Here is a 12523-nt window from a genome sequence, read left to right as displayed (position 1 = left end):
GTGTGGGTCGGGGGTGTGGTGCGGGTGTCGTTGAGGGGGGTTGCGTCGGTGGGGCGCGTCGCGAGGGGGGCGCCGAGCGGGGGCTTCGTGGGGGCCGCCGGGGGGATGGGCGCGGGGGTGGACTGCTGGGGGGTGTTCTTCATGGGGGCGCCCAGGCCTGTACGGCGGTGGGGTGCCGGTGCGGTGGCTCGCTGGACGGCGGGCGTGGCGGGTGTGAGCGGCCTCCGCTGGACGGCGGGTTCGGCGGGCTTCGGTGAGGTGTGCTCCTGGGCCGTCGGCGCCGGGGGGTGTGGCGTGGTGGCGCGCTGTACCGAGAGGGGCGCGGTGGGCGCCGGTGCCTGGCCGGGCGTGGGCGCGTCGGCCTGTGTCCGAGTGGTGGGGGCCGGGATGCGGGGGACCGCTCGTTGGACGGCCGTCGTCGCGGAGTCGGGCTGCCCGGGCGTCGGTGAGGTGGCCGACCGCTGGACCGGGTTCCCGGCGGACGGGGTGGGTGCCACGCCCGCCGCCGGCGTGCTCGGGGCGGGTCCCGGCGCGGGTTCCTTGGCGGGGGCCGGAGCACCGCCGTCGGTGTCCGTGCCCCGGGGTGCGGCCGGAGCCGGTGCGGCGGGGGCCGACGGCAGCCGGACGGGCAGCGTACGCCGCTGTACCGGGGCCGGGGCCGACCTGGTCAGGGGCATCGGACGCGTCGCCGTACGGGGTGACGTCGGGGACACCTGGATACCCCGTGCCGGGGCGGCGGGTGCCACCGTGCGCGGCGCGGGAGCCGGTACGGCCGACTGCGGGGCCGTAGGGGAGGAGGGCGCAGAGGGGGAAACGGCCGGGTTGGGCCCGTACGGCGTATGCAGGGTCGGTGAGGACAACGCCGGCGAGGATCCCGCCGGTGCCGTCGCCCCGAGCCGAAGCGGTACCACTGCCTGCGGCTGGGCTGCCGCCCGCTGAACGGGAAGCGCACCGGCCGACGGCCCGGGTTGCGGCGCTGTCGCCGCCGGCGGACGTGCTGCTGTGCCCTGCGGCTGGGCTGCCGCCCGCTGGACCGGGTGCGGGGTTCCACCGGCGGATGGGCCTGGCGTCTGCGACGGCCCCGGCTGCGGTGCTGTGGCAGCCGACGGGCTGGGTGCCTGCGGCGGACGTGCTGCTGTGCCCTGCGGCTGGGCTGCCGCCCGCTGGACCGGGTGCGGGGTTCCACCGGCCGCCGGGCTCGCCCCCTGCGAGGCCCCCGCACCCGGACGCGGCGCCGTGGCCGCCGAAGGGCCCGGCGTCTGCGACGGACGCGACGGTGACGCCGCCGAGGGACCCGGGTGCGACGCGCTCCCGGCCGGCGGCTGAGCTGCCGCCTGCTGGACGGGAGGAGACGTTCCACCGGCGGATGGGCCGGGCGCCTGTGACGGCGCGGGTCGCGGTGTTGTGGCCGACGAGGGGCTCGGCGTCTGCGGCTGGGCTGCCGTCCTCTGAACCGGGCGCGGTGCTGTGGCCGCCGTCAATGGGCTGGGTGCCTGCGGCTGAACTGCCGTCCTCTGAACCGGACGTGAGGTTCCACCGGCGGATGGGCCGGGCGCCTGCGACGGCGCGGGTCGCGGTGCTGTGGTCGCCGACGGGCTCGGCGTCTGCGGCTGGGCTGCCGTCCTCTGAACCGGGCGCGGTGCTGTGGCCGCCGACGAGGGGCTGGGTGTCTGCGACGGCGCGGGTTGCGGTGTTGTGGTCGCCGAGGGGCTCGGCGTTTGCGGCTGGGCTGCCGTCCTCTGAACCGGAGGTGAGGTTCCACCGGCCGATGGGCTGGGCGCTTGCGGCTGAACTGCCGCCCTCTGAACCGGACGCGGCGCTGTGGCCGCCGTCGAGGGGCTGGGTGCCTGCGGCTGAACTGCCGTCCTCTGGACCGGGGTTCCACCGGCCGACGGCCCGGGTCGCTGTGCTGTGGCCGCCGACGAGCCCGGGCTCAACGGCACCCCAGCCGAGGAGAGGTTCGGGCCGACGGCCGGGTGTGACGGAGTCCCGGCCGAAGACGGGCCCGCGTCGATGACCTGGCGCAACGGAACCCCAGCCGAGGAGAGGTTCGGGCCGACGGCCGGGCGTGATGGAGCCCCGGCCGCCGACGGGCTCGGTGCCTGCGGCGGGCGGGACGCCGTGGCCTGCGGCAGACCGGCTGCCCTCTGGACCGGGCGCGGTGCCGCACCGGCCGACGGGTTCGCCGTCGGCAACCGGCGCGGTCGGACGGCCGCCGGTGGCGGAGCCGGGCGTGACGGGGCCGCCATCGGCGCGCCCGGCAGCGCACGCCGCGGTGTCGGTGGCGTGGGAGACGTCGCCCTCAAGGGCGCCGCCTGGAGCGGGACGAGCGGAGACGCGGTCGCGCGGAACGTGCCGGGCATCGCCGCATGCGTCGGCCGGGGCGGCGCCTGCTGAGGCTGGGTCGGCACCGGCACCGGCACCGGCTCCGCGCCCGCGTGGGCCGTCGGTGTGCCGTCCAGGGACCAGCCCAGGACCCCCGGTGAACGCACGCTCGTGAAGCTGGGGTTCTGCCAGGTGGCCAGCCGTCCCCCGAAGCCGGAGTCGGCGATGGACGAGGACGTGCCCGAGGCCGCCACCGCCCGCTGGATGGGCGGCAGTCCGGACCACTCGGCCGGCCTCCGCACCGGCGGCATCTCCCCGGCACCGGCAACGGCACCCGAATCCGCCGGTACGTCAGCCGCCGGTACATGAGTAGCCCGCGCAGCACCCCATGCCCCGCTCGCGCCCCCGCCTCCGCCCCGGAAGCGATCCAGAAAGCCCACGGTTCAGCCCTCCGTTCCGCTCCGGGTCACCAAAGACGTGATGTGGTTCGTGTAGCGGCGGCGGTCGTGGTGTTCGAGGTCCAGGATGTCGTCCTGGGACCAGTGGAAGTGGTAGGCGACGTACGCGATCTCCTCGTGCAGTCGGTCGGTCGCGTACGTCACGATTCCCCCAGGCGGCTCCCGCCCAGTTCCACCTCGAACGGCTCCGCGCAGTGCGGGCACTCCACCGTGGCGCGGGTGTGGCCCTCGGCGTTGATCTGGCGGTAGAAGTCCTGAAGGAACGCGAGGTCGGAGGCGAACATGCTCTCCACCACCCCGTCGTGGACCAACGGCAGCGTGCCGAGCCGGGTGATGACCCGGCCCAGCAGCACGACCGAGAGGTACGCCGGGTTCTCCTGGACGCGGATGTCGCGCAGCGGGACGAGTTCGTCCCGTGCCGTCGACAGCCGCATCACACCGTCGCGGTGGACCGTGCCCGCCTCGTCGACATAGCCGCGGGGCAGCTCGAAGGGGAACTCCGTCTGCAGGGTCTGCCGCTGGACCGGCGCCGGTGCGGGCGCCGAGGGCGGGAGCGGGGCGGCCTCCTGAGAAGGCTGCTCCACTTCCGCCTGCGGTGCCCGCACCGCCGTACGCCGCATTACTCGATGACCAGTTCTTCGAACGTGATCGTCACGGTCTCGGTCAGCGCGGACGCCTCGCCCGCCTTCACCGTGCTGGTGTCGATCTTGCTGCACCAGGCGTTGCGCATGTTGTACCGCTTGACCGGGTTGTTCTGGTAGTCCATCACCATGATCGTGGCGTTCTTGCGGGCGGTGCCCATCACGCCGTTGATCGACTCGGTGATCCACTGGTTGAACGCGGCGGACTGGGTCATACCGCGCACGACCGTGCAGGTGCCCGCCTTCTTCACGCCCGGCAGCTTCTTGGTGATCGGCTTGCCCTGCGAGGAGACCTGCTGGTACTCGATGACGTCCTGCTCGATGCTGAGGCCGCTGACCTCGGCGAGGTACTCGACCATCACGCCGTCGATCTGCAGGCCGAAATTGTGCGATGTTAGGGCGTCACCCGGCTGGAGACTCATCTTGCTTTCCTTCTAAGTCAGTTGAGGGAGGGGAGAGGAGGGGAGGACCGATGGATGGAGTCGGAACTACTCCTCCAGCTCCCCGCTCCCGCTGGAGAACTGGGCCAGCCGGAAGATCACGAACTCGGCGGGCTTGACCGGGGCGATGCCGATCTCGCACACCACCCGGCCGACGTCGACCGACTCCGGCGGGTTGGTCTCCTCGTCGCACTTGACGTAGAACGCGTCCTCGGGCCGGGCACCGAAGAGGGCGCCCGCGCGCCACTCGTTGACCAGGAACGCCGAGACGTTGCGCCGGATCCGGGCCCACAGCGCGTGGTCGTTCGGCTCGAACACCACCCACTGGGTGCCGATCAGGATCGACTCCTCCAGGTAGTTGAAGTACCGGCGGATGTTCAGGTAGCGCCAGGCCGGGTCGGAGGACAGCGTGCGCGCGCCCCAGATGCGGATGCCCCGGCCCGGGAAGGCGCGGATGCAGTTCACGCCGATGGGGTTCAGCAGGTCCTGCTCGCCCCGGGTGATCTGGATCTCCAGGTCGACCGCGCCGCGTACGACCTCGTTCGCGGGGGCCTTGTGCACACCGCGCTCGGAGTCGTTGCGGGCCCAGACGCCGGCCACATGGCCGCTCGGCGGGATCAGCCGGGCCTGGCCGCTGGCCGGGTCGAAGGACTTGATCCACGGGTAGTACAGGGCCGCGTACTTGGAGTCGTAGCCGGCCGTCTCCTGGCGCCAGACCCGGATCTGACGGGCGTTCAGGCTGGGCGGCGGGTCGATGACCGCGACGCGGTCGCCCATCAGTTCGCAGTGCGCGATCAGGCCCAGCTGGACGGCCTTGACGGCCTCCAGGTCGATCGCGCCGCGCTGGTAGGCGGCCATCAGGTCGGGCACCGCGACCATGGAGATCTCGTCGACGGCCTCCAGGCCGCCGAAGCCGGTGCGGTCGGAGCTGTCGCCCAGGTAGTGGGCCGGTCCGACCGAGCTCACTTCCTCCGCGGGCGCGGCGGGGGCGCCGCCGGCCGGGGCGGCGGGCAGCGCGACCGTCTGGTTGTCGGGGCGGGCCAGCTGCGCGGCCGGCGCTGCCTCGGTCACGGTGATGAGCTTCGAGCGCTCCTTCACCTGGGTGACCACGTAGGCGCGGTTGCCCTTCTTGGCGCTCACGTCGAACGTCTCGACCGCGCGGTCGCCGTCCTTGACGATCAGCTTGAACCGCTCGGCGGGGCCCTCGCCCTCCGCGTCCGCGACCTCCACGCTGAGGTTTCCGGGCGCCACGGCGGTCACCGCGAAGGTGCCCAGCTGCTTCGGCTCGCCGGCCGGAAGCGCGGCCGGGGCGGTGGAACCGCCCACCGCGGCGGGGGACTTGGTGTCGCCGGACGCGCCCGCCGGGGAACCGCCCACGCGGACGACGTACGCCGCCGAACCACCGTTGTTGAAGAAGCCGTAGACGGAGTGCGCGAGGTAGTACCCGTCGGTGAAGTCACCGAAGGCCGCCACGTACTGGGTCCAGTTGGTCACCAGCGTCGGCTCGTTGAGCGGGCCGGTCGGGGCGAGCCCCACGAAGGCGGCAACCGAGGTGCCCACACCTTCGATCGGGCGGGAGCCGCTGGCCACCTCCTCGACGTATACGCCGGGCGACAGGTAGGACGGCATGCTGTGCTCTCCTCGGGGTACGCGTCAGGACTCTGCCACCCTCACGCGCGAAGCGCGTGCTCCGAAACGGCCTCGGGTGCACGTTCGAGGGCACGCTTGTTGCCCGCGAGGACAACAGGGGGCACAGGGGGCACCGCGGTCACGGGCGGCGCACCCGTACGGTCAGCGGGTTCACGAAGTCGCCGGCGCCGTTCGCGTACTGCTTGTCGTGGAAGGTCTGGCCCGGCTGGGAGCCGTAGAGGCGGAAGAACCACTTGCCCTGCCACTCCAGGTCCTTCTGGCCGAGGGCCTGGAACTCGGCCTGCGCCTGGTCGCGGGTGGCGCCGGTCAGCTTCTGGAGCATCTGCGTGATCCGGTCGCCCAGTTCGCCCTTGGGCTGTTTCCCCTTGTAGCCGTTGAGCAGCGACCTGGTCTTCTGGAGGTAGGAGTTCATCAGCTTGCCCTCCAGTTCGAGCAGGGCGTTGTCGGCGTTGGAGTTGCGGGTGTAGTTCTCCAGGGTCACCCAGTCGTTGCCGTCGAGGGCGCGGGCGACGACCCCGGCGAAGTGGTAGTTCCACACGGAGGTGCCGGCCCGGTCGGTGAACGTCTCTCCGGCGGGGACCGTCGCGTAGTCCTTCTCGTCCTGGTCGCCGATCGAGAGGGTGGCGAAGGCCTCGCCGACCTCGGGCCGGACGTGGTTGTTGATGCCCATGTCCCGGGCGGCGTCGTCGGCCTCGCCCGGCTGCTGCCGCAGGGTGGAGCCGTACGCCGGGGCGACGTCCCGGTCGAAGGCCCCCGGGCCGTTTTCGGCGGCGGCCGCCGCACCGGCGGCGTCCGTGGTGCCGCCGTTTCGCACGGTCTCCGTGAGGTGGTGGGCCAGCCGTTCGCCGCCGCTGTGCGCCCAGGTCGCCGTACTGGTGCCGTCGCCGGCGACGATGCGCATCGGACGGCCGGCGCCGACGACCTTCCGTGCCACCTCGATGCACTGGGTCTGGATCAGGGCGGCGAACCCGGCCGCGGTGCGCTGCGCGGCGCCGTTCGACGTCTCCGGGGTGACCTTGGACAGGGTCCCGGCCTCGGTCTTGATCTGTCCGCCGCCACGGACGAGCGTGTAGTCGCTGTTGACCGCCGCCAGCTGGGCCACCGCCTGCTGGAAGACCTGGTCCGACGCGTAGAACTCCTTGGGCTCCCGGGCGGTGTCGTGGACGGCGAGCGTCCCGTCGTCCGAGATCTGGAGGCTGACGTCGGCCGGGTGGTGGTGCTGGACGTCCACGTGGTCGACGTCGTGGTTGATCATGCCGTTCGGGGAGGGGCCGTCGCGCAGGACGCCCTCCGGGGCCTGGGTGGTGAAGTAGGCGTTGTCGCCGCCGATGGTGCTCACTCCGGTGGGGCGGCCGGTGCGGGCCCGCTGCACGGCGGTGACGGCCGAGTTCCCGGCGGCCCGCTGGAGGGCGAGGACGGCCTCGGGCGAGCCCGTGTCGAGGGCACGGTGCAGGGGTACGGAGGAAGGGGCCGGGGCCCGACGGAGGCCGGGGGCCGGCTGCCGCCCGCTCCGGTCCGCCCTGCTCGACGTGCCCGACCTGTCCGGCACCTGCTCGTGGCTGCGCATAGTCATCCAGTCCTACCCCGCCCTCGCCTCTGCCCGGCAGGACCGCCCGGGCAGACCTGGCGGGCATCCGCTCTGCCCCGTGGCCTCTGACCTCTCCCGCCGCGTCCGCCGTAACGTCGACAGGTGACTCTGTGGACCTCCCTCGAACCCGCCTCCGCCACCGTCGATCCCGGCAGCCGGACGACCGTACGGCTGCGGGTGCGCAACACCGGCGACGTCGTGGACGAGTACCGCTTCGAGCCGATCGGCCCCATCGCCCCCTGGACCACGGTGGAGCCGCCCACACTGCGGCTGTACCCGGGTACGACCGGCACGGTGGAGCTGGCCTTCTCGCCGCCCCGCACCTCCGACGCCACGGCGGGCCCGAACCCGTACGCCGTACGCATCACCCCCACCGAGCACCCGGACGCGGTGACGGTCCCGGAGGGGAACCTCACGGTCACCCCGTTCACGGAGGTGCGCGCCGAGCTGGTGCCGCCCACCGTGAAGGGACGCTTCCGGGGCCGCCCGCGGCTCGCGATCGACAACCTCGGCAACACCAAGGTCACCGCCTCCCTCAGCGGCAGCGACCAGGGCGACCGGCTGTCGTACGAGATCCAGCCGGGCAGTGTGCAGATCGAACCCGGGCGGGCCGTCTTCGTCGACACCACCCTGCGCCCCCGGCAGATCATCTGGTTCGGCTCGAAGGAGGAGCAGCCCTACGCCCTGGCGGTGCGCCGCTCGGGCGCGCAGCCCCTGTTGGTCGACGGTACGTTCGTGCAGCGCGGGTTCCTGCCGCGGTGGCTGGCGACCGCGCTGAGCATCTCGGTCGCGCTGGCGATCGCCTTCGTGATGATCTGGATCAGCTACAAGCCGCAGGTCGGCAGCAAGGCCACCGAGCGGCTCGTGACGGCCGGCAGCACCGCGCTGCCCAGCCCCTCGGCCCCGATCTCCAGCGCCCCGCCGCCGCCCGTGAGCAGCGCGCCCGCCGAGCAGGCCGCCCCCGCGCAGACGAGCGGCGGCGACACGGCCGGGAGCGGCAGCGGCAGCGGTAGTGGCAGTGGCGGCAGCAGTGGCTCGGGCGGCGGGGGTGAGTCGAAGAAGCCCACGACGCCGAAGAAGCAGACCGCCGCCGACGCCGTGCAGGCGCTGGCCGCGCGCAGCGACGGACGGCACATCTGCTACCGCGCCTATGTCGCCGACCGCGGCTGGCAGGACCCGGTGTGCGACGGCGCCATCGCGGGCACGACCGGCAAGAGCCTGCCCATCAAGGAGCTGAACATCGCTTCGGTGGGCACCAACGGCGTCACCGGCAACGCCGCCCATGTGAACGAGGGCTGGCTGACCGGCCCCAAGTGGTCGAAGGCGGCCGACGGCGTCGACATGTACCTCGGCAGCCTCAAGGAGGCGGTCTCGCCGCTCCAGGGCTTCACCATCGGGCTGGGGGACGGCAGCTCCGTCTGCCAGAACGCGCACATCAAGGACAAGGGCTGGCGCGGTGTGGGCTGCTCGGACCCCAACGCCAAGGACAAGTGGGTCTACGGCGGCAGCCCCATGGACTGGAAGCTCCAGCTGGAGGCGGTGCGCTTCACGCTCTGAGACCGGCCTGCGAACGGTCTGAGACCGGTCCGAAACGGGCGGGCGGGGCACGGCTGTCCGTCCCTTTCGGGCAGCCGCCGTGCCCCGCGGCTTCCTGACGTGCTCTTGTCCATGGCTTTAGCGTCGACAGGTGACCCTGTGGACTTCTCTGGAACCGGCTGCCGCGACCGTGGACCCCGGCGGCAGTACGACGGTACGGCTGCGGGTGCGCAACACCGGTGACGTCGTCGACGAGTACCGTTTCGAGCCCGTCGGCCCGGTGGCCCCCTGGACGCTGGTGGAACCACCCACACTGCGGCTGTACCCGGGTACCACGGGCACCGTCGAGCTGACCTTCTCGCCGCCCCGCACCCCGGACGCCACGGCGGGCCCGAACCCCTACGCCGTACGCATCACCCCGACCGAACACCCCGACGCGGTGACCGTGCCCGAGGGCAACCTCACCATCACCCCGTTCACCGAGGTGCGCGCCGAGCTGGTGCCGCCCACCGTGAAGGGCCGCTTCAAGGGCCGGCCGAGGCTCGCGATCGACAACCTGGGCAACTCGCGCGTCACGGCGTCCGTCGCGGGGGCGGACGCCGGGGACAACCTGTCGTACGAGATCCGGCCGGGCAGTGTGCAGATCGAGCCGGGGCGGGCCGTCTTCGTCGACACCACCCTGCGCCCCCGGCAGATCATCTGGTTCGGCTCGAAGGAACAGCGCCCGTACGCGCTGACCGTGCAACGGTCCGGAGTGCTCCCGCTGTCGGTGGACGGTACGTTCGTGCAGCGCGGGTTCCTGCCGCGGTGGCTGGCGACCGCGCTGAGCATCTCGGTCGCGCTGGCGATCGCCTTCGTGATGATCTGGATCAGCTACAAGCCGCAGGTCGGCAGCAAGGCCACCGAGCGGCTGGAGGCGGCCGGCAGCACCGCGCTGCCCAGCCCGTCCGTCTCCGCGCCGGTGTCCGTGCCGAAGACCGACAACTCCGCCGAGGCCCCGGCCGAGCAGCCGCCGGTGTCCTCCGCGCCGCCGAAGCAGAGCGGCTCCGGGGGCTCGGGCTCAGGTTCGGGCTCCGGGTCCGGTTCCGGGTCGGGCGGCTCCTCCTCCACCTCCGGTGGCAGCGGCGGCGGTTCGTCCACCACCGACAAGGGCACCACCACCAAGGTGGTCGGCCGGCTGATCATCGGCCAGGGCTCCAACCGGTGCATCGACGTCCCCGACGCCACGAAGGGCAAGGGCAAGGACGGCACCCCGCTGCAGATCTGGGACTGCGCCTCGACCGCCAACCAGAAGTGGGACTTCCGCAGCGACGGCACGGTCCGCTCGGTCGGGTTCTGCATGGACGTCGCCTGGGGCTCGCGGGACGACGGCGCGGTCATCCAGATCGCCCGGTGCAGCGGCAACCCCGCACAGCAGTGGGTACTGAGCCAGGCCGGTGACCTGGTCAACCCGCAGGCGGACAAGTGCGTGGACGTCAAGGACAACGGCACCGGCAACGGCGCGAAGCTCCAACTGTGGACCTGCTCGGGCACCCCGAACCAGAAGTGGCGCGTGGAGTAGGCCGCCGGATCACATCACGGGTCTCTCCTCGCCCGAGTCGAGCAGGACGTGGGCGGCGGCTCGCCACCGCTAACGCCTGCCGACCAAACCGCTCAACCGGCCAGGCAACGACTGACGTTGCCTCGCCTCCCCGAAAGGACACTTCCATGCAGTCAGCACGCCGGCGTCGGATCAACGAGACGGCGCAGTTCAGGGTTTTCGGCAGGCGCGTCGGCCGCCGGAGCCTGCTGGTGACGACGGGCTTCGCTCTCGCTCTCGCCATCGGGGGCACCGCCCTCGCCCAGACGCACCAGCTCGGCACCCATCAGGTCGACCGTGCCAGCCTCATCATCGAGTCCCGGCACCAGAGCATCCTCAACCCCTAGTTGCAGATCACGATGATCCGGACCAGCGCGGCCACTCCGATGTCCGGGGTGACCCTCGGCGTGAGTCCGGTGACTGACGTGGGCTGATCACGTCAAGAGGTCTCTGGACCTCTTGACGTCCACGACCGCCTCTGACCGGGCCGACCCTGGCAGGGACTACCAGTTGGCCTCGCCCGGTACCAGGCGGCCTGCCTTGCGGTATTCGCGGCGGGCGCCCTCCAGGAGGTCGCCGTCGCCGACCTCCGCGCCGTGCCGGTGGCGGTGTCCAGCGCCCACAACTGGCCGTCGTTACCGCCGAAGAGGACCAGGCCGCCGGCCACCACCGGCGTGGACCGCACCATGCCGCCCGTCCTGACCTTCCACGCTCCCGGCCCGGGACGGCGTCCACCGCGTACCGGCATTTATCCCAACTGCCGGTGTAGATGGTGCCGTTGGCGACCACCGGCGACGCGGTCGGCACGCCGCCGATCCTGCACCGCCAGCGTTCCTCGCCGGACCTGGAGTCGACGGCCCACCGCAGGTGTTCCAACTGCCCACATAAACGGTACCGTCGACCACCGCGGGTGACGACTCCTTCACCGCTCTGCCGGTGTCCGGCTGCCGGCGCAGGGCACCGCGTCGCTGACCGTCGCCGCAACCTTTTCAGCCCTCCGGTTCGCCCTCCTGAGGCGTGTCGCCGGGTCGTTCCGGCATGCCGATGACGTACGTCCCCTTCGCGGGCAGAGTCGCCACGAGCCCGCGTTTCCGCAGTTCGACGACGGCGCGCCGCACAGTGCCGATGCTCACGCGGTGTAGTTCCGTCATGGCTCGCTCGCCCGGCAGCGCGGCCCCCTGGGGCAGTTTGCCGGAGCCGATGTCCGCCGCGATGGCATCGGCGAGTTTCACATACTCGTAGCGCGGAAGCTCACTCATCCCTCCACCGTGACGCAGCCCAGCGCGTAGCGCAGGGTTGGAACGCGTCTTGCAGCGGTGGGACGCGGTAGCAATCAGAAGGGTGCGGAGGGACGCGGTTCCCGGTATGGTCGGAAACGACAGACCCCGGCGAGGTGGCTAGACCTCCCGGGGCACGGCCAACGCTGAGAAAGAGCGTCGACATGTACGACCCTATCCGCCGCGCCCTCGAATGGCTGCGACTCCTCTTCGCCCCGGGCACCGGCCAACGCCGCCGCACCCGCCATCACCTCCGCACCCGTCTCGCCCCCGTACCCCCCGCGGCCCCCCTGCCCTGCCACCGTTCGCCGTACGGCCTGGTCACCCCTCTCGACGGCACGGCCTCCGCGCTCGTACGCCCCTACCTCGCCGCCCATGACGGGGAAGCCGCGCTTCAGCAGCGCCGCCGTCTCGCCCTCGTTCTCGCCGCCGACTTCGGGATCGACCTCGACCAGCACATCGTCGGCGCACGCGAGGTGGCCGCCTGATGGAACACGTCAACGGCGCGTGCGCCCCCCGGCTCCTGCCCTGGCCGACCCCTGAGGGCAAACCCTGCTACCTGGTGACCGATGACACCGGCAGCCGCCTCTCCCGTCTCGCCGACGACCTGGAGGCCGTCCAGCTCGCCACCGGCACGGACGTCCTCGGCCTCGCCCGCGAGGTGCTGGACGACCCCGGATCGCCGTACACCGAGGTCCGTTACGCCGGCATCAGGCTCGCCGAGTGCCTGACCGACGCCCTGCGCGTCGCGGAGTCCCGGGGACTGCGCCTGCCCGCGCCGGGCACCGAGGACGAGGTTCAGCCTCGGTAGCGGGCAACGGTGTAGGCGCTCGGACCAACCAGGGCGCCCGCACCGGTTCCGTTGGTGATCTCAACGACGTCGAAGCCGGAAAGCGTGGCGTAGAACGGCCATCCCGTCTATGCGAACAGCAGGGTGGGCTCGGCGAGGATGTCACGGCCCAACTCGCTCTTGTAGATCAGGTCGATGCTGCCGAAGCGGGCCTCGTCGTAGTCCAGGCCGAGCCAGGC

14 protein-coding genes and 1 pseudogene are annotated in these 12523 nt (G+C 72.2%); 8 read left to right on the top strand and 7 right to left on the bottom strand.

The features are described 5' to 3' along the window. The first annotated feature begins 183 nt into the window (after positions 1-183). From ACFPIH_RS55535 to ACFPIH_RS55525, 3 genes are all read left to right on the top strand, one after another. The gene (locus tag ACFPIH_RS55535) at positions 184-939 is read left to right on the top strand and encodes a hypothetical protein (RefSeq protein ID WP_381187771.1); all 756 of its coding nucleotides are present in this window, start codon (positions 184-186) and stop codon (positions 937-939) included. Between the two features lie 972 nt (positions 940-1911). Further along, the gene (locus ACFPIH_RS55530) at positions 1912-2397 is read left to right on the top strand and encodes a hypothetical protein (protein WP_381187768.1); all 486 of its coding nucleotides are present in this window, start codon (positions 1912-1914) and stop codon (positions 2395-2397) included. A gap of 120 nt (positions 2398-2517) precedes the next feature. Next, positions 2518-2694, top strand: a complete 177-nt coding sequence (locus ACFPIH_RS55525) for a hypothetical protein (RefSeq protein ID WP_381187765.1) — start codon at positions 2518-2520, stop codon at positions 2692-2694. A 74-nt stretch (positions 2695-2768) separates the two neighbouring features. On the opposite strand, the gene ACFPIH_RS55520 is transcribed toward ACFPIH_RS55525, so the two are convergent. The 5 genes from ACFPIH_RS55520 to ACFPIH_RS55500 form a co-directional block, all read right to left on the bottom strand. Next, on the bottom strand, positions 2769-2927 hold the full coding sequence (locus tag ACFPIH_RS55520; protein ID WP_381187762.1) for a DUF6760 family protein: 159 nt from the start codon (positions 2925-2927) through the stop codon (positions 2769-2771). Continuing rightward, positions 2924-3403, bottom strand: a complete 480-nt coding sequence (locus ACFPIH_RS55515) for a hypothetical protein (protein WP_381187759.1) — start codon at positions 3401-3403, stop codon at positions 2924-2926. Before ACFPIH_RS55515 ends, ACFPIH_RS55520 begins: the two co-directional genes overlap by 4 nt. After that, complete coding sequence (locus ACFPIH_RS55510) at positions 3403-3846, bottom strand: phage tail protein (RefSeq protein WP_381187756.1); 444 nt, start codon at positions 3844-3846, stop codon at positions 3403-3405. Before ACFPIH_RS55510 ends, ACFPIH_RS55515 begins: the two co-directional genes overlap by 1 nt. 66 nt (positions 3847-3912) lie before the next feature. Then, a complete protein-coding gene (locus tag ACFPIH_RS55505) occupies positions 3913-5493 on the bottom strand; it encodes a phage tail sheath subtilisin-like domain-containing protein (protein WP_381187753.1) in 1581 nt (526 codons plus the stop codon). A gap of 139 nt (positions 5494-5632) precedes the next feature. After that, positions 5633-7087: a DUF4157 domain-containing protein gene (locus ACFPIH_RS55500; protein WP_381187750.1), complete on the bottom strand. Its 1455-nt coding sequence runs from the start codon at positions 7085-7087 to the stop codon at positions 5633-5635. A 117-nt stretch (positions 7088-7204) separates the two neighbouring features. Here ACFPIH_RS55500 and ACFPIH_RS55495 point away from each other — a divergent pair, with 117 nt between their 5' ends. The 3 genes from ACFPIH_RS55495 (at position 7205) to ACFPIH_RS55485 (ending at position 10564) form a co-directional block, all read left to right on the top strand. Continuing rightward, on the top strand, positions 7205-8659 hold the full coding sequence (locus ACFPIH_RS55495; protein WP_381187747.1) for a hydrolase: 1455 nt from the start codon (positions 7205-7207) through the stop codon (positions 8657-8659). Positions 8660-8789: 130 nt separating this feature from the next. Then, positions 8790-10199 carry a ricin-type beta-trefoil lectin domain protein gene (locus ACFPIH_RS55490; RefSeq protein WP_381187744.1) on the top strand — a complete coding sequence of 470 codons (1410 nt, stop codon included), beginning with the start codon at positions 8790-8792 and terminating at the stop codon, positions 10197-10199. A 146-nt stretch (positions 10200-10345) separates the two neighbouring features. Beyond that, positions 10346-10564, top strand: coding sequence for a hypothetical protein (locus tag ACFPIH_RS55485; protein ID WP_381187741.1), 219 nt, complete (start codon positions 10346-10348; stop codon positions 10562-10564). Positions 10565-11206: 642 nt separating this feature from the next. On the opposite strand, the gene ACFPIH_RS55475 is transcribed toward ACFPIH_RS55485, so the two are convergent. Further along, on the bottom strand, positions 11207-11476 hold the full coding sequence (locus tag ACFPIH_RS55475; protein ID WP_381187738.1) for a GntR family transcriptional regulator: 270 nt from the start codon (positions 11474-11476) through the stop codon (positions 11207-11209). 182 nt (positions 11477-11658) lie between these two features. Here ACFPIH_RS55475 and ACFPIH_RS55470 point away from each other — a divergent pair, with 182 nt between their 5' ends. Beyond that, complete coding sequence (locus ACFPIH_RS55470) at positions 11659-11982, top strand: hypothetical protein (RefSeq protein ID WP_381187735.1); 324 nt, start codon at positions 11659-11661, stop codon at positions 11980-11982. Further along, positions 11982-12305 (top strand): hypothetical protein, encoded by a 324-nt coding sequence (locus tag ACFPIH_RS55465; RefSeq protein WP_381187732.1) that lies wholly within the window; start codon positions 11982-11984, stop codon positions 12303-12305. Before ACFPIH_RS55470 ends, ACFPIH_RS55465 begins: the two co-directional genes overlap by 1 nt. Positions 12306-12412: 107 nt before the next feature. Here ACFPIH_RS55465 and ACFPIH_RS55460 read toward each other — a convergent pair. Further along, positions 12413-12523 (bottom strand): annotated as a pseudogene (locus ACFPIH_RS55460) (adenylyl cyclase); the annotation flags it as partial.

The organism is Streptomyces vulcanius (assembly GCF_042653945.1).
GTDB classification, from domain to species: Bacteria; Actinomycetota; Actinomycetes; order Streptomycetales; family Streptomycetaceae; genus Streptomyces; species Streptomyces mangrovi.
Note: the sequence above shows the minus strand (reverse complement) of the source record. Positions and strands in the feature narration are given on the sequence as shown.

Excerpts from the sequence above, each read along its gene's own strand:
- ACFPIH_RS55470 (WP_381187735.1), top strand. The coding sequence starts at position 11,659 with ATGTACGACCCTATCCGCCGCGCCCTCGAATGGCTGCGACTCCTCTTC.
- ACFPIH_RS55500 (WP_381187750.1), bottom strand. The coding sequence starts at position 7,087 with ATGACTATGCGCAGCCACGAGCAGGTGCCGGACAGGTCGGGCACGTCG.
- ACFPIH_RS55515 (WP_381187759.1), bottom strand. The coding sequence starts at position 3,403 with ATGCGGCGTACGGCGGTGCGGGCACCGCAGGCGGAAGTGGAGCAGCCT.
- ACFPIH_RS55465 (WP_381187732.1), top strand. The coding sequence starts at position 11,982 with ATGGAACACGTCAACGGCGCGTGCGCCCCCCGGCTCCTGCCCTGGCCG.
- ACFPIH_RS55505 (WP_381187753.1), bottom strand. The coding sequence starts at position 5,493 with ATGCCGTCCTACCTGTCGCCCGGCGTATACGTCGAGGAGGTGGCCAGC.
- ACFPIH_RS55510 (WP_381187756.1), bottom strand. The coding sequence starts at position 3,846 with ATGAGTCTCCAGCCGGGTGACGCCCTAACATCGCACAATTTCGGCCTG.
- ACFPIH_RS55475 (WP_381187738.1), bottom strand. The coding sequence starts at position 11,476 with ATGAGTGAGCTTCCGCGCTACGAGTATGTGAAACTCGCCGATGCCATC.
- ACFPIH_RS55485 (WP_381187741.1), top strand. The coding sequence starts at position 10,346 with ATGCAGTCAGCACGCCGGCGTCGGATCAACGAGACGGCGCAGTTCAGG.